The organism is Shewanella sp. (genome assembly GCF_047975355.1).
Lineage (GTDB): Bacteria > Pseudomonadota > Gammaproteobacteria > Enterobacterales > Shewanellaceae > Shewanella.
This window is the reverse complement of record NZ_JBKEDJ010000045.1, coordinates 38,128-54,312: the sequence shown is the minus strand read 5'-3', so window position 1 is coordinate 54,312 and position 16,185 is coordinate 38,128. Positions and strand designations below refer to the sequence as shown.

10 protein-coding genes are annotated in these 16,185 nt (G+C 47.4%); 3 read left to right on the top strand and 7 right to left on the bottom strand.

Translation table 11 applies throughout. The annotated features are described in order from the left end of the window. Nucleotides 1–36: 36 nt before the first annotated feature. Together ACK5NH_RS13390 and ACK5NH_RS13385 are read left to right on the top strand one after the other, a co-directional pair. Nucleotides 37–1,893, top strand: a complete 1,857-nt coding sequence (locus ACK5NH_RS13390) for an autotransporter assembly complex protein TamA (protein WP_416920808.1) — start codon at nt 37–39, stop codon at nt 1,891–1,893. After that, entirely contained in the window at nt 1,890–6,113 is a 4,224-nt protein-coding gene (locus ACK5NH_RS13385; protein WP_416920806.1) for a translocation/assembly module TamB domain-containing protein, read from the top strand. Before ACK5NH_RS13390 ends, ACK5NH_RS13385 begins: the two co-directional genes overlap by 4 nt. A gap of 105 nt (nt 6,114–6,218) precedes the next feature. On the opposite strand, the gene rplY is transcribed toward ACK5NH_RS13385, so the two are convergent. Then, a complete protein-coding gene (gene rplY, locus ACK5NH_RS13380; protein WP_416920804.1) occupies nt 6,219–6,506 on the bottom strand; it encodes a 50S ribosomal protein L25 in 288 nt (95 codons plus the stop codon). A gap of 312 nt (nt 6,507–6,818) precedes the next feature. Here rplY and ACK5NH_RS13375 point away from each other — a divergent pair, with 312 nt between their 5' ends. Next, on the top strand, nt 6,819–7,253 hold the full coding sequence (locus ACK5NH_RS13375; protein WP_416920802.1) for a hypothetical protein: 435 nt from the start codon (nt 6,819–6,821) through the stop codon (nt 7,251–7,253). Here the strand turns inward: ACK5NH_RS13375 and ACK5NH_RS13370 are convergent. The 6 genes from ACK5NH_RS13370 to ACK5NH_RS13345 all read right to left on the bottom strand — a co-directional run bounded on the left by ACK5NH_RS13370 (nt 7,204) and on the right by ACK5NH_RS13345 (nt 16,176). Further along, nucleotides 7,204–7,752, bottom strand: coding sequence for a DUF882 domain-containing protein (locus ACK5NH_RS13370; RefSeq protein ID WP_416920800.1), 549 nt, complete (start codon nt 7,750–7,752; stop codon nt 7,204–7,206). The genes ACK5NH_RS13375 and ACK5NH_RS13370 overlap by 50 nt on opposite strands. Before the next feature lie 123 nt (nt 7,753–7,875). Next, complete coding sequence (locus ACK5NH_RS13365) at nt 7,876–9,543, bottom strand: L,D-transpeptidase family protein (RefSeq protein ID WP_416920798.1); 1,668 nt, start codon at nt 9,541–9,543, stop codon at nt 7,876–7,878. 186 nt (nt 9,544–9,729) lie between these two features. Further along, a complete protein-coding gene (gene mdoH / locus ACK5NH_RS13360) occupies nt 9,730–11,913 on the bottom strand; it encodes a glucans biosynthesis glucosyltransferase MdoH (RefSeq protein WP_416920796.1) in 2,184 nt (727 codons plus the stop codon). A 23-nt stretch (nt 11,914–11,936) separates the two neighbouring features. Continuing rightward, nucleotides 11,937–13,574 (bottom strand): glucan biosynthesis protein G, encoded by a 1,638-nt coding sequence (locus ACK5NH_RS13355; RefSeq protein ID WP_416920794.1) that lies wholly within the window; start codon nt 13,572–13,574, stop codon nt 11,937–11,939. Nucleotides 13,575–14,010: 436 nt separating this feature from the next. Then, nucleotides 14,011–15,402 (bottom strand): ATP-binding protein, encoded by a 1,392-nt coding sequence (locus tag ACK5NH_RS13350; protein WP_416920792.1) that lies wholly within the window; start codon nt 15,400–15,402, stop codon nt 14,011–14,013. 114 nt (nt 15,403–15,516) lie between these two features. Then, nucleotides 15,517–16,176, bottom strand: coding sequence for a response regulator transcription factor (locus ACK5NH_RS13345; protein WP_416920790.1), 660 nt, complete (start codon nt 16,174–16,176; stop codon nt 15,517–15,519). Nucleotides 16,177–16,185: the final 9 nt, after the last annotated feature.

The window sequence follows — 16,185 nt, the reverse complement described above, 5'->3', positions numbered from 1 at the left end:
CTGGCGACAATGAACTCACATCACAGGGATTATAAAGTGCAGCGATTCTTGCAAATAACGTCATTATCTTTTCGTCTTCATTTGCTACTAGGCCTGAGTTTAGTGACATCGGGGGCTATGGCCGCCGATAACTTGTTAACGCTTTCAGTGAACGGGGTCGACGAAGCCCTAAAGCGTAATATTCTCGCCCATTTAGGTGCTATGCCAGACTCAGAAGTGCAGCGCCGAGCCTTCTTATTTAACGTGGAAGACAATGTCAGCACCGCCCTCGAATCCATGGGTTATTACCATGGAGAAGTGGAAGAACAGTTAGTCGAAAAGGACAAGGGACCGTGGGAACTCAAGCTCACGGTGAAGGCGGGCAATCCGGTTAAGATCCAATGGGTCGATATTAACTTCTCGGGCGAAATGCTCGAGGACCGTGCCTTCGATAAGTGGCTTTCAGAGGTCAATATCAAACCCGGCGATACCCTCAACCATGGGGTGTATGCCGATGTAAAATCCCAACTTGTCACCCTCGCCCTAGCTAGGGGTTATTTCGATGGCGAGTTCACTGAGTCGCAGATCAAAATCAACCGTGATTTAAATACGGCGCAAATTAGCCTGCATTTTAACTCAGGTGCGCGTTACCATTTCGGTCAAGTGAGTTTTGAAGGTCATAGCTTAGAGCCTGATATTCTCACTAAGCTGGTTCCCTTCAAGGAGGATGCGGCCTACTCGACCCGTCGAGTCAGTGCCCTTAACCGCCAGTTATTGGATACGGGCTATTTTGCCAATATTAAAGTGATCCCGCAGATCGATCAGGCTAAGGACAATCAGCTCCCCGTAAAAGTGGAACTCACAGATAAAGCCAGTCATTCCATCGAATTAGGTCTCGGTGGAGATATTGGCCAAAGCGCGGATAACACCTTCGAGCCGCGTGTACGGGTCACTTGGCGTACGCCACAGATAAATAAATACGGTCATTCCCAAGAGACCAGCTTGGAATGGTCGCCTGACAGGCCCAAATTTTTAACTACTTATACGATTCCGCTTAGCCATCCTTTAGACGATCAACTGAAAATTCGTTTAGGCTTGCTGCGGGATAAATACGGGGTCACCCAGATTTACGAACCCGAAAACCGTGATTTCCGTAATACGGGCCAACTGGAATCGACCAAGTATTTACTCGGCCTTCTCAGGCAACAACGTTTAGATAATCAATGGTTAATGAGTTATTCCCTCGATGCAATTCGCGAGGAATATACCCAGTCTGATATTGATTACAATCCCACTTTCTATCTGGCGGGGATTAACTTTTCTAAAACCACTCGTGGGGATAACTCCCTCGATCCTAAATCCGGTTTTAGGCAAATATACAGTCTAGATTATGCCGATCCCTATCTCGGCTCAGAGACGCGCCTCGCACGCTTACAGGCCAAGTTTAAGTGGATAGATACCTTTTTTGATAACCACAGAATCGTGGCTCGCATGGATTTAGCGGCCAACATTGCCAATGAAAATGAACTGGCCTTTATCCCACCGTCACTGCGCTATTTTGCTGGTGGCGATCAGACTATCCGTGGTTATGGCTATCAAGAACTAGGCCCTTATCTGGACTATATTGATGCCAATGGTAATGTTAATCGCGAGGTTATAGGTGGCCGTTATATGATGGTCGGCAGTTTGGAATATCAATATTACGTTACCCCAACATGGCGGGTTGCCACCTTTGTTGATGCGGGTAACGCTTTTGATAACAATCAGTTTGAACCCGTAGTTTCAGTGGGCGGCGGTATCCATTGGATCTCCCCCATTGGTCCAATTAAGTTAGATTTAGGGGTAGGTTTGAAAGAGACTGACACCATTGACCGCTCATGGCGCATTCACTTAACCATGGGGACAGAACTATGAGTCAACCCCCTATTCATGAGCCTAATACACCTGCTCAACATGATAATCCAACGCCTGAGCCACAAACGTTGGAACCAAACCCAAGTTGTGCGCAGCCTAAAACATTTAAGCTGCGCCTATGGCAAATATTTAAACTCTGCACGCGTATTATTGTTTACGTCCCCTTAAGCCTCTTGGTACTCACGGCGCTACTGCTGGGCACTGAAATTGGCTCACGGATAAGTGTTGGATTAGCCGATAAATTTGTCCCAGATCTCGCACTAAACTACACCTCGGGCTCCTTAAATAAGGATCTCACCTTAGCCCACGCCAGTTGGTCGATGGACGGGATTAACGTTGAGCTCAAGGATTTACATTTGGCATGGCAACCCACTTGTCTATTGCAAAAACAACTGTGCGTGAATGCCTTAACGGCGAGCAAAATCGATGTCAGTATCGATACGCAAGCCTTAGGCGCTGGTACGACTGAAGCCGAAGTCGCCCCCGAAAATGCCGAGCCCACCGAACTGGTTCTGCCCTTTGGGATAAAACTCGACGCAGCCGAACTGAATAACATCAATATCGCGGTCGATAAGATGCGCTTTTCGGCAAACCATATTCAGACCGCCGCCACTTGGTTTGCCGAAGGACTCACGGTTGAGCAGCTGAGTAGTGAAGGTCTAGCGGTTTTAATTCCAATCGACAATAGCCCTGTGACAGACACGAATGTGACTGACACCACGGCTACAAACTCAAGGGTTGTGGATGCGACTAGCGCGGCTGAAACCACTAGCCCCCCCGCGGCTACGCCTCCGAAGCCTGATTCGGGCAAGTTAGCAGCAGAAGTTGCAACGGCAAACGCAAAAACGTCAACTGACAAGCCAATTGCTGATAAAGGTTCGGCGGCGCAAACGCCTGCAAATACTCAAGTAGATAAGCAAACCGATAAAAACGAAGATAAGAAAACAGCCGCGGATGAATGGGCACTTGCACACTTGCCACAGGTGTTTATGCCTTTTGCGGTGGATGTGAAGCATCTCCGTTTAGACAACAACCGTTTGCAGATTGGCCCGCGCGAAGATCTGTTTAGCCATATCGAACTTCAAGGTCAATTTGCCAAGTATCAGTTAACCCTAGATAAACTACTGCTCACCCATAGCTACGGTGAGCTTTCTGTGGTTGGTCAACTCGCCCTAGAACAAGATTATCCCCTCGAGCTTGAGGTTAAGGCTAATTTGACACAGGTTGCAGAGTTGCCTGAACTGACCCATCAACAATTAAACCTTAAGCTTAGCCAAAGTGTCGGGCAACTCGGCATTCATGCCCTCGCTACTGGGGATGCCGATTTTAACCTCGATGGCCAACTGACCCTGAAAGATCCTACCCTGCCCTATAAGGTCAAACTAGAGAAAGCTAGGGCACAATGGCCGCTGCAAAATGCCGAATATATCGTCAGCGATCTTAGTCTCGACAGCCAAGGCTCGCTCAAAAAACAAGCTGCAACGTTAACGGGAAATGTCACCACACCTTTTCATAAAGTGTTGGCCATTAGCAGTGAGCTACAACACCAAGATGCGAAACTGGATATCAAGCAGTTTAATGCTAAGGGCGAGTTAGGCGCGATTGATGTCATCGGTGAATTGGATTACGCCAAGGCGATCACCTGGAAAGCCAAAATTCTGCTCGATAATCTCAAACTACAGGAAATAATCCTCCCTGTAACTGCGCAAACGCCTGAATCGACGCCAAATAAGGACACGCAAACACCGAGTACGAATACCGATAAGGCGACTCCTGCCACTTCTCCAGCTTCAGCGACAAGTGCAACAACCAGCTTGCCAAACAGCTTAATCTCAGGCCAATTACACACCACGGGTCGCTTGTTAGATAAACTGTGGCAAGTTGGTATAACAGACACTCAATTGTCGGGCACGATGCAGGGATATCCTTTTGATATCACTGCCGATGTAAGCATTAACGATAAGCTGTATATCAGCGCCAAAGAGGTGAATGCCAAGGTACTCGATTCCACATTAACCTTAGCGGGCGAAACCAACAAAACCTGGAACCTTGTAGGCAAACTGCAAGTGCCCGATTTCGGTTTATGGCTGCCCCAAGCCAGTGGCCAATTGCAGGCAGATATCAATGTTACTGGGGATGAAAAACATCCACAGCTTGAGTTAACCGCCCAACTGGTCGACCTGGTGCACCAAAATATTAAGCTCAGGGAGTCAACGCTCAAGGCCTACTATAAGCCTTTGGATGCCCATGAGTTCGCCCTTTCACTCAAGTCTAAGGCGTTGCAACTTGGCTCACAGAGTTTAGATACCGTCACCTTGGGCACTAAGGGCGATATTCAGAACCAAAAGCTCACCCTCAGTGCCACAGGGGATTTGGGACTAGAGCTTGGTGTCAATAGCCAATACGATTTGAAAAAATCCCAACTGCAGGCGCAGGTGAATAAAATTAACTTGGCGACCCCTGTTGGTCGCTGGGAAATTGATAAGGATATTCTAGTCGCTTGGGATCAAAACAAGAACAAAGGCAATATCAGCCCATTCTGTCTGGTCAACCCAAACAGTAAAGTTTGCTTAGATAATCAAGTAACTATTGGAAAAACTGGCGATGCCCAGCTCAGTTATGCGGGCAATCTGGGTAAGCTGTTAGTGCCTGTGTTGCCGAGCAATATGCAATGGGACGGCAGTTCGTCACTGCTGGCAAACTTTGCCTGGGCTGCGGGGCGTAAACCCACGGCCAATATCGACTTCAACTTTAATCCCGGTAGCATCAAGCTAAAACGTGCTAAAAACCGTGAAGTCACCATTAATTATCAGCAACTAGATTTTAAAACTAACTTAGACGCTAAACGACTGGTTTCGTCAATCAGCTTTGAATCGGAAGATGTCGCCAGCTGGCAAAGTGAGGTCACTATTAACGTGACGCCAGATCGGACCTTGTCAGGTTATGCCAATATCAAACAAATCAACCTGCAACCATTGGGTGAGTTTTTCCCGCAGATCAACACACTCGAAGGCTTGCTAACCAGCAGATTAAACTTTGCTGGCACCTTGGAGACGCCAGAGGTGTCAGGCAATGTGTCCTTGACCCAAGGCGCCCTCGCACTGACTGTAAACCCGACCCTTATCAATAAAATCGATTTGTCGATGGATCTTGGTGGCCAACAGGCGTCCCTTAAAGGTCGTTGGATGATGGGCAATGGTGTAGGCCGAGTCACGGGAGAAATGCGTTGGCCACAGGGCCAATTTAGTGGCGAGCTTGCGGTGAAAGGCGACAAATTAGCCGTGATCCAGCCGCCACTGGCGCTGCTCGATGTCTCTCCCGATCTCACCATCGCCTTTAGCAGCCAGCAGCTCGAAGTCAAAGGTGCCGTCGATGTACCTTCGGGCAATATCAAAATAGTCCAGCTTGCCGAGGGCGGCGTTGCACTGTCGGAAGATGTGGTATTCGATGACTCGATTGCGGCGGCTCAGCCCAAGGCCAGCCCCTATGCGATCGTGGCGGATCTGAATATCAATGTCGGTAACGACTTAAAAGTGGATGGCATGGGCCTTAAAGGCAAGCTGCAAGGTACCCTAAAACTTCAGCAACAGGCGTTTCGGCCGCCACTGCTGTTTGGCGATATTAAGGTCAAACAAGGTAGCTATAAGTTTATGGGACAAACCCTGAAAATTCGCACCGGCGAAGTGCAGTTTGTGGGGCCAATTTCAGTTCCTAACTTAAATATTGAAGCGATTCGGGAAATTAAGAATGAGGATCTCGTCGCGGGTGTTCGTGTCACAGGCACACCAACCCGCCCCGTAGTAACCCTGTTCTCAAATCCTGCCAAAGAGCAAGCGGAGATCCTGTCTTACATTATTAAGGGCAGCGGTTTTAACAGCAGCAATAACGAACAGAATAACTCCCTGATGATGGGCGCGGCGCTAGGATTAGGCTCACAGGTGGGCGGCGGTGGCGCGATCAATAATATTGGCAGCACGGCGGCCGGAATTATTGAAGAGTTCGGTTTCTCTAACGTACAACTGGATACTAACGATGAGGGCCGCGTGGCAATCAGTGGCTTTATCGGTGATAACCTGATGGTGAAATATGGCGTTGGGGTATTTAATCCAGGTTATGAGATGACAGTCAGATACTACCTGTTATCCCAGCTCTATCTTGAAACTGTATCTGGCACCTTAGGCCAATCCCTCGATATCTATTACAACTTCAATATCAAATAATGGGCCCCGCGTAACCATGTTACGCGGGATAACTTAGCATTTGAAAGCTAAAAAACAGCCACAAAAAAAGCGCCCTAAAGGCGCTTTATTACATCAATCACGCGATTAAGCGTAAACGAAGTCAACGTGCTCGATCATTGGCTTGAACGCATGACGTTGCATAGCTTGTGCACGAACACCTACTTCTTTGCCATCTAAAACGATAGTCAGTACAGAAGTGTAGAAGTCTTCGTTAGTTTGAATGTTGATGATGTCTTTGTGATCAAAAACAATAGAAACTGGCTCTTTGCCTGCACCGTAGATAACAGCAGGAACTTTACCTGCATGACGTAGGCGGCGGCTCGAACCTTTCCCTATTTCAGTGCGGGTTTGTGCTTGGATAGTGTAAGACATGTGTTTCTCACTTAAATTTAGAGTAAAAACCGTCATCATTTTCGACCAATGATGACTCATATAAAGCGCGCGCATACTAACACAGTTGCTAGACAGGCACAAGAACAGCCTGGCTCTCAAACTTGAATGGTACAAAACGGCTATCGTTATCAATCACAAAGAGTATTTATTGAATTGGAAAACTTGTTTGTGGCCTGTTACATAGGCGAAACGCCTTTGATCTGAATCAAAAAACACGCGATCTTGATCACACTTACGCCAGCCGATGCCTGCTAAGCTCGGGCAAATTTTGTCACTTCAGTCTTGTCAAACATGCGTCACGAGCTGTACTTATTGCAACAAGATAATCGCCTTTCATGTCAATTAGCCCGTGAACTCGTCTCACTTATCGAAACTGTTCCTTATCAGCAGACCATGATCGAATTGAAATTGTTAGAGCTGCTCGCCTGTACTCAGCAAAAAAACCGTAGTTTGCTGATGTTAATGCAGCTATGTGAATCGACTGTTGTTGAAGGCCAACGACAGAGACAATTTAAGTTTTCACAGTGCCTCAATCAGCATGTGAACGACTGGCAACAACACCGGGAAATGAACAAACTAGGGCAACTGTTTTTGCCATTGTTGAAGCATTATTTGCAGGATATTCAAGCGTTAGAGCTGCAGTTTTATCAGCAGCTCACTCAGCAAAACGAACAGACTACCAATGGCGTACTGGGCCACAGTCAACGTGTACAAAGCCCGACCTAGGGTAATAACCCACGCCACCCAATTTGAGTGATAACGCCGCATCTCTAAGAGTCTTAAGATTCACCCCAGGGATTGCAATGTCCATCGCCATGCCTTGCATATGGTAACTTTTCTTTGCCACCCCGCTGCTCTTACCCGCCAACATGGCATTGGTCTTGGGTGAACGATAGCCTGAAATCACATGGATTTCATTATCCGTATTGAGGGTGCTCTTGAGGCTGTAAAGCAGATCGAACAAACGTTTATCCATGGGCGCCGCGACATTTTGACGGTGGTCACGCAGCAAATGGCTAAAATCATTCAACACTTCGCGCTGGTAATGGCCGTCAATCCAATAACTGCCATTGTTATGCTCGCCCGTGTGGCGATTATAGAGACTCAGATCGCGAACCCCTTTAGTCGACCGACTCGCAAACGCTTTAGAAGGAATTAAAGAACACAATGCCACACCACTGAGGCCTAACAACAACTGCCTACGGGCAGGACAAAGTAACGTCACATCATCACCTTTTGTTCGTTTTTTGGACACTAAAACCGCAAATTATACTGAATCGCTATTCAGATCAAGCCTTGACCCACTCACAAGATTTCAGATTTCAAAATCCCTTAAAAGTTCAGGTCGTTATAGAATGTAAAAAATTGATGCAGGAACCGCCTGCGTAAACTCAGCTTCTAATTGATAAATATCATTGCGATATTGTACTTGCCCAGCATCATCAAGCCATGCCGTCCAGTACACAGTGTAAACTGGCAAGGTTTCTGACAGAGCAAACCATTGGGATTGGGTTATATTAGGCGTTAAGTTATCCCAAAGGCGCGTATCTTTAATTAAGTGAGTCTTAAACCAGAGAGCTAACTCCTCTACCTTTTCAACCCTAATACAACCCGATGATAAGGCCCTATTGGTCTTTTTAAAGAGACTTGGCTCAGAAGTTCCATGCAAATACACACTAAAACTGTTGTCGAAATGAAATTTATACCGACCTAAGGCATTTTTCGCCCCAGGACGCTGAACTAAACGGTAGGGAAAATGGGTTGCCGCCAATGCTTGCCACTCCTGCGGCGAATGCTCGACGCGTTCACCGTTATAATCGTATACCTCAAACTCGCGGTCCTGTAGATAATGCCCATCTTGGAGTATATGGGGCAAGATATCACGCCTGACAATACTTCGTGGCACTCGCCACTGTGGATTCAGCACTACGTTCGAAATATGGCTGCTTAACAGTGGTGTAGGCCGCGACGCTTTGCCTACAATCACCTTAGATTCGAGCGTCACCTTTCCTTCTACGACTAATTGCAACTCAAATGCTGGGATGTTTATTACCAGATAGTTTGTCGGTAAGGTCCGTGTAAAAATCTGCTGCCTAAGGGTATTTTTAGCCAGTAACTGCGCCCGAACATAGGGAGATTGATTAAGCCAATACAGTGTCTGCTTACCTATTACCCCATCGGCCTGTAAGCCATGCTGGGTTTGAAAGGCTTTGATTGCAGTAACCAGTTCATCATCATAACGCAGGGGGTTGTTATCAGTTGCAACCTGCTTCGACTGTGCGACTGTTCCAGCAGGAGTTGTTGCGTCTGGCGAAATGGTGTCTGGTTTAATGAATGGCTCTGATTCTAGTTCAGATACAGGCACTGATACTTTATCGGCTACAGACTCGGAAGCTGTGTTAGACTTATCTTCTAGAAAACCTAATAGGAACAGACGCTGCGTAACCGGCGCGATGAGTGGACTCTCTTGCCCTGGACTTAGCTTATCTTCGAGGATGAGCGTATCCCACGAAGAGGATTTCGATAACGCCATTAATTGCTTCAACTTGAGGACCACAGCGCGAAAATACGTATCCTTTGGCATCAGTGTTGCCGATGAGCATGGCGTGATGCATTCAGCTTGGGCATCGAGATACTGCCAATAGTTATCCAGTTGCAGCTGCATTTGCTGAAGCTTCACCTGCTCCTCATTATCCAGCGCCCTATGCCGCCACTGAATCAATTGCTGATAATTAGCGTTAAAGACAGGGCTGACATTGGCAAGACTCAAGAGTAAGGTTTGCCCTAATATTTGCTCAAGGGCAGAGTCAGGTTCGGAAACTTCACTCGGGCTGGAAGGTGTTAAAACCGGCTCTTCAACGGCGACAGGGTCTGTTACTAATGGTTCGGCGGCATAGGGTTCGATGACAACAAGCGTAAGACCCATCAACAATGCGCTGAGTGGCCAACGCTTAAATGAACTCAAGCTACGGTCTCGTTTATTAAGATTTAGCGTTAATCGACTCACAGGCATCATAAACGTCCCCTGTTACCGCAGATACTTAGCGATGATATTACCGCTAACGCTGACATCAGTACTCAATTCACTATAGCTGAAGCCGTTAACGAAATGCAGATAGCAGAGGGATAAAACAAAAATGCCACTGATGGCATCAGTGGCATTTCATCGAGCTAGTTATATAACGCTAGGTTAATGCTTGCGCTAGCAGAAAGACACTAAGTCTTCCGGCACAAACTGCTCAGGCAGTTTTTGTAAACTTCTCAGCATCAGCGGATTAGCCAGCACTAGCGCCATTTCCTGACGGTTGAATAGTGCTAAGGCACTTTGTTGGCACTGCGCCTCATGCACTTTAACATGTACTATGGCTTCCACCGGTTCAATTGGTGTGCCTGCGGCACGCAGCGGCTGCTTATCGACCATTGCTAAGTGCAATTCCATTAACGCAGGGTCTTTTAACAATTGCGCTAATGTCCAAGGCTGCTCGATATGTGCCTGATAAGCCGCACGCGCCTCTTGAGCACGAATACAGATAGGCGCAGGATTGCGCTCTTCTGGCGTAGCCAAAATACCAATGCGTTTGAAGAACTCACCAATTTTGATAGAACCCGTCCACGCAGAAATCGGCACCGCTAACCACAGGCCAATCAAGGCTGGGCTCATCCACGCGAGCAACGTCAAGGAGTCCAAAATCGCCGCATAACCCAACATCACGCCCGCCAGCATATGCCAACGGTGGCGATAGATCAGGGTTAACCAAGGCATGCTGCCATCGTCACGACGCTGCGGAGACCAACCACTGTCACGCCCCATCAGAATCGACATCACCGCACCGCAGTGGATAAACATCATGATAGGTGCGATTAGTGCGGAAAGGATCACCTCAAATATCACACTGAAAATGGCCTTGATGCGACCGCCAACACTGCGGGCAAAATTGCCATCTTTTAGCAGCAACAATACACCGAAAATTTTAGGTCCAAACAACACACCCATGGTGATGTAGAACAATCTTAATGCCCTGTCCGAGTCCATGATTGGCCAGGTAGGGAACAAGGAGAATTGGTCGGTAAAATATTCAGGGCGAATAAAGTGTGCCTGCAAGGCGAGCATCAAACCGGTTAAAATCAATAACAACCAGAATGGCGATGACAGATACGCCATAATGCCCGTCATTAAGTGTAAACGGCTCACCCAGTGCAACCCTTTGGTTGGCAGGATACGGGAATGCTGTAAGTTACCTTGACACCAACGGCGATCGCGCACGGCTAAGTCGACGATGGAGGGTGGACATTCCTCGTAAGAGCCGGGTAAATCGTAGGCAATGACCACACTCCAGCCAGCACGGCGAATAAGCGCTGCTTCGACGAAGTCATGGCTTAAGATATGGCCACCAAATGGGGGTTTCCCCTTAAGGTTTGGCAGACCTGCCGCCCCCATAAAGGCTTCAGTACGGATAATGGCGTTATGGCCCCAGAAGTTACCTTCTTTTTGTACCCACCAACCTAGGCCCGTACCAATCACAGGACCATAAATGCGCGCAGCAAACTGTTGCAGACGCGCCATTAAGGTTGTGCCATTGATCAGCGATGGAATGGTTTGGATAAGTCCAGCGTCAGGATCGGCCTGCATACGCTGCGCAAGGCCTGTAATGGTCGATGACTCCATCAAACTGTCGGCGTCGAGCACCAGTAAGTGATCGTAACGCGAACCCCAACGGCGACAGAAATCTGCCACGTTACCCGCTTTACGCGCCACGTTCTTACGACGACGGCGGTAATACACACGGGAGTGTTTATGGGTTTCTTGGCGCAGAACTAAAAACGCCTGTTCTTCTAACAGGGCAATTTCAGGATCTGTAGTATCACTTAAGATAAACCAATCGAACGCATGTCCATGGCCCGTTTGAGACAAGGCCTCGGCCATCACAGAAACCGCAGAGAATACCCTGTCAGGCGACTCATTATAGGTCGGCATCAAAATCGCGGTGCGGGTATGTAGCTCAGTCTGGTCAAGCTCGTTTGGCTTGGGCTTTTTCAACAACATGAAGAAGCCCGCGATACCACTACAAAACGCCAAGGCAATCCAGCAGAAGTTAATCGCAAACAATACCAGCATCAGATATTCGAGAGGGGTGATCCCTCCGATACTGAATACGGCAGCCATTTCATAAATCGCAAAAGCAGACAGTGCCAGTGCACCGCCCACAACCAAAAATCGACGGGACACCTTTGAGCGCACACCGTTAGCAACAGTGCTACGGCGTGGGAATCCTTCAGGCATTTGGCTTAAGCTTTGGGGTTCCATCGCGCCAGGCCTTTCATTAGGCATGGCGCTACCACCCACGAGCACTTCAGTCTCAAGAACCGAATTCTCGGATACAGTCATATTATGTTGCTCCGTCATGGACCTTACAACGTCCAGCGATAGAGCCAGGTTTCAACCTGACGCGGTGTTGAGAACTTGAGTTCGGCACGTAGTTCGATAAGTTCCTTATCTTCTGGCTCCAACTCAAACGCGAGGCGATAACCATTGTTAGCCGCATTACGCGCGATAACCACATTTGAAATCACCCCACCGGAAGACTCAACCTTCGCAAGCGGTAATTCATCGGGCATTGCGCCGTTCAGATGATAATCCACGACAAACAAACGTCTTGGAGTCGATTTTGCGATGTCGGCACGACCACTTGCAGTACGACTCACCACGACGGAATTGGTTTTCGCCACTGGCTCATCGCCCCAGCTCATACGGTAAGCAAAGTGATATTCGCTGCCCGCAGGGATCGGCTGACGCGGCTTCCAGAAGCTGACGATATTATCATGAATTTCTGATTCTGTTGGAATTTCTGTCAGAACGACCGCACCTTGTCCCCAGTTGCCCACGGGTTCAATCCACAGACTTGGACGACGCTCGTAGTGGGCTTCGAGATCTTGATAAGAAGCATAATTACGTTCACGTTGAATTAAGCCAAAGCCCTGTGGTGAGTTGTCAGAAAACGCACTCACCTGTAATTGACGTGGGTTGGCAAGTGGACGCCACAGGTGTTCACCACGGCCATTAAACATCAACAGACCGTCAGAATCGTGGACTTCAGGTCTAAAATCATCGGTATCGTGGCGACCATTGAGTGAATGCAGGAACATGCTGGTGCTAGGCGCCAGTCCTACTTTGCTGAGTTCGACACGAGGGAATAAAGTAGCTTCAACGTCGATATGGGTGTTGTCACCAGGACGCACAGAAAAGCGATAAGCGCCCGCCACACTTGGGCTATCCAGCAATGCATGCACCACGATCAGGTTGCTGTCGTAGGAAGGACGTTCAACCCAAAACGCACGGAAAATCGGGAACTCTTCCCCTTCTGGATCGGCGGTTTTCAAAGCCAAACCACGGGCAGATAAACCATAGGAGTTACCTTTGCCTAGGGCACGGAAATAACTCGCACCTTGGAACACCATCAACTCATCATAGACGCCGTTGGTATTTAACTGGTTATGGATGCGAAATCCTGAGTAGCCAATGTCATCACTCGGCAACGCTTGAGTGATAACCTCACCCGCAGTGAAATACTTGGGTTCATAGGCTAAGTGAGTCGCTTGGTTGGCTTCAACTATGGCTATTTCGATTAAATCTTGGAAATAGAAACCACGGTGAAACATTTGCATTTGGAATGGCAAACCTTGATCGCGCCAAATAGACGAGACGGGGTTAAAGCGAATGTCGCGGTATTCATCGTAACTTAACTTAGCAAGGCCAGCTGGTAGCGGGTCCTTCAACACCACATAGGGTTTAGAAGCCAACTTGCGGGCTAACTTCACTACAGAGTCGCCATCAAAGGTGCCCGTTTTAGTAAATCTCACTTGATTTTTATTCGCCGGCTGAGCCGTCGCCTTAGGTGGACTCACCACAGGTGTGGCGGGTTTGTTTTCAGCAGGCTTTGTCTCTTCAGCAAATGCCGAACTCGACAGCGCAAATGCTGCGCTAAGTGCCAGTGAGCAAATGAGTGAAGATGAAGGTTTAAACGATTGGCAACGCAACAAGCTAACCATAGGATAGGTAACCTAAAAATAAACTAAGAAATCAACGTTTTTTGTGTGCACAGTGAAATTTTTTTACCGCGGTTTGATGGTAAAAAAACACAGGCTGTTACATATCGCGAAAGATATCAGAAGGAGTAAAAAACTCATAAATAAAGATGCAGTTAACTCCCTTTGCACGATACTATTTAGCAATATACTTATACCAATAAAGAATATCAAATTCGAATTAACATACCAATTTGATCTTTAAAAGTAATAAGTGATAATAAAGTGCTGCCAAGTTCGCATAAATAGAAACAAAATCTGTCTGTTTTGCAAATTAGCCACTGTCATTATTCTTAGTCACTAATCTTAGGTGATAACTGTAAATACGCGAACCAGTTAGCATAAAATAATTATACTAATGCCCTTAATCATTCCGATATAACACCTAAACTTATCATGACTATGGCAAGGTGAGCGTGACAACTAAGCCACCGTTTTCACGGGGCGCTATTGTCAATTGACCTTGGTGCAAATCAATAATGTGGTGGCAGATGGATAAGCCTAATCCCGCGCCTATACCTTCGTTTTCATTAACTCGGTAAAAACGTTCCGTCGCACTGGTGATTTGTTGGAGAGTCATGCCTTGACCGCGGTCGGCTATTTTTATCTCAATTCCTGTGTAAGTTCGGGCTGCACTAATGCAAATTTGCGTTTCAACTGGACTGTATTTACAGGCATTTTCGATAATATTTTTCAGCACTATCAGTAGGTAAAAACGATCACAGTTCAGCGTTAATGTTGCGTCGACATCAATATTCCATTCATAGTCGGTGATCAGTGGCATCAACTGATTCAGGGCATCCTCGACCATAGGTAACAGAGGATGAGGCTGCACATTCAGTTCGGCAATCGAATCGACCCGAGCGAGCAGCAAGAGTTGCTCTACCGTATGGCTCATATGTTTCACTCCCGCATCGATTGCCGCAAGGTGGATCCGCTCCGCATCCCCTTCTCCCACTAAACCTTCTAACCCCTGTTGATGTAATTTAATTACGGATAAAGGGGTTTTTAATTCATGGGCCGCATCGGCACTAAAACGGCGCTCCCGCGCAATAAAGTGCGCAATACTGCTGATGTACTGATTTAATGCCCGGCGCACGGGCACAAGTTCCTTAGGGAGCGACATCGTCAGCGGCGTGAGATCGTTAGGCGAGCGCGCCATTAACTCGCGCTCAAAGGACTTCAACGGACGGAACAAAATGTAAAACAGCAAGCTAACGATAAGCAAAGTTAAGGGCACTACGATCAGCGGCACTATCACGGCATTGTGCATAATTTGTGAAACCAGTTCCTGACGTACTTCGTCTTGCTGGGCGGTGACGATCCAGACTTTGTGCTTCACCGAAAAAAAGCTAAACACATGCCAGAGCTCCCCTTCGAACACTTTTTTGCTGTACCCCTGCACAAATTTAGTGATGGGTTGACGACCAATATTATCGGAAAAAACCAGTGCCTGCCCTGCTTCGCTCCAGATCTGGAATGCGAGTTTATGTTCATAGGCCAACTTTAGCGCATCGGCCTTTTCAGCAAAGCTACTGATCTGACTATCGGGGACATGGAGAATTTGTGGTATCTCTTGCGGCGCTTTAAACTCCGCTTCATCGTGATAGAAAAGCTCAAGCATTTTCGCAGATTGCAGCATCTGCGCATCGAATAACTCTTCAATTTGATGTTTAGAATCTCGGGTGCTAAACCAACTGGAAATGCCTACGGACACAGAGATCCCCGATAGCATCAACAAGGTTAATAACAAACGTAATGAGTACACATCCAGCACCTTGAGTCGATTCACCCCGTAGTCCCCGTTATCTATGGTAAGAGCAGACTTGCCTAAAAGGCAGTTACTAAATACCGATAAACGCCGAGTTTGTCACTTAAATCCTGATCGGTGATCCCATTTTATGGGTTAATTGACTTCGGTTAGGGTATAGCCAATGCCGCGCACTGTCTTAATCAATTCATTGGCCATTTTTTTACGCAAATGATGGATATGCACTTCAATTGAGTTGCTGCCGACTTCATCCCAACCATAGGTTAGCTGCTCTAACTGATTACGGGTTAATACTCGGCCTGCAGATTGGGCCAATTCGAGCAAGAGTTGAAATTCCCGGCGAGAGAGGGGCACATTTTGATCGCGGAAGGTCACCTCGCGGGTGTTGAGATCAATACTTAATGCGCCGATATTCAAACTGTTATTATCGAGACCATATTGACGACGGACGATCGCTCGTATTCGTGCGGCTAGCTCGCGCACATCGAAGGGTTTACCTAAATAATCATCGGCGCCAATATCCAAACATTCGAGTTTAGTATCGAAATCTGTATTGGCCGTCAACACTATCGTCGGGATCGAAACGCCCTGCGCGCGCCATGCTTTTAGCAGTTCTTTACCATTACCATCGGGTAGACCTAAATCGAGCACTATGGCACTAAAGGTCTCATTCTTAATGCCCACCAATGCTTGCTGATAGCTACTTAAGTGATCGACCTGCATCCCCATTTTAGCAAGGCTTAAGCAAATCCCTTGGGCTAATAATTCGTTGTCTTCCACTAACATGATACGCATTGATAATGC

Excerpts from the sequence above, each read along its gene's own strand:
- ACK5NH_RS13385 (WP_416920806.1), top strand. The coding sequence starts at position 1,890 with ATGAGTCAACCCCCTATTCATGAGCCTAATACACCTGCTCAACATGAT.
- rplY (WP_416920804.1), bottom strand. The coding sequence starts at position 6,506 with ATGTCTTACACTATCCAAGCACAAACCCGCACTGAAATAGGGAAAGGT.
- ACK5NH_RS13375 (WP_416920802.1), top strand. The coding sequence starts at position 6,819 with ATGCGTCACGAGCTGTACTTATTGCAACAAGATAATCGCCTTTCATGT.
- ACK5NH_RS13365 (WP_416920798.1), bottom strand. The coding sequence starts at position 9,543 with ATGATGCCTGTGAGTCGATTAACGCTAAATCTTAATAAACGAGACCGT.
- mdoH (WP_416920796.1), bottom strand. The coding sequence starts at position 11,913 with ATGACTGTATCCGAGAATTCGGTTCTTGAGACTGAAGTGCTCGTGGGT.
- ACK5NH_RS13355 (WP_416920794.1), bottom strand. The coding sequence starts at position 13,574 with ATGGTTAGCTTGTTGCGTTGCCAATCGTTTAAACCTTCATCTTCACTC.
- ACK5NH_RS13345 (WP_416920790.1), bottom strand. The coding sequence starts at position 16,176 with ATGCGTATCATGTTAGTGGAAGACAACGAATTATTAGCCCAAGGGATT.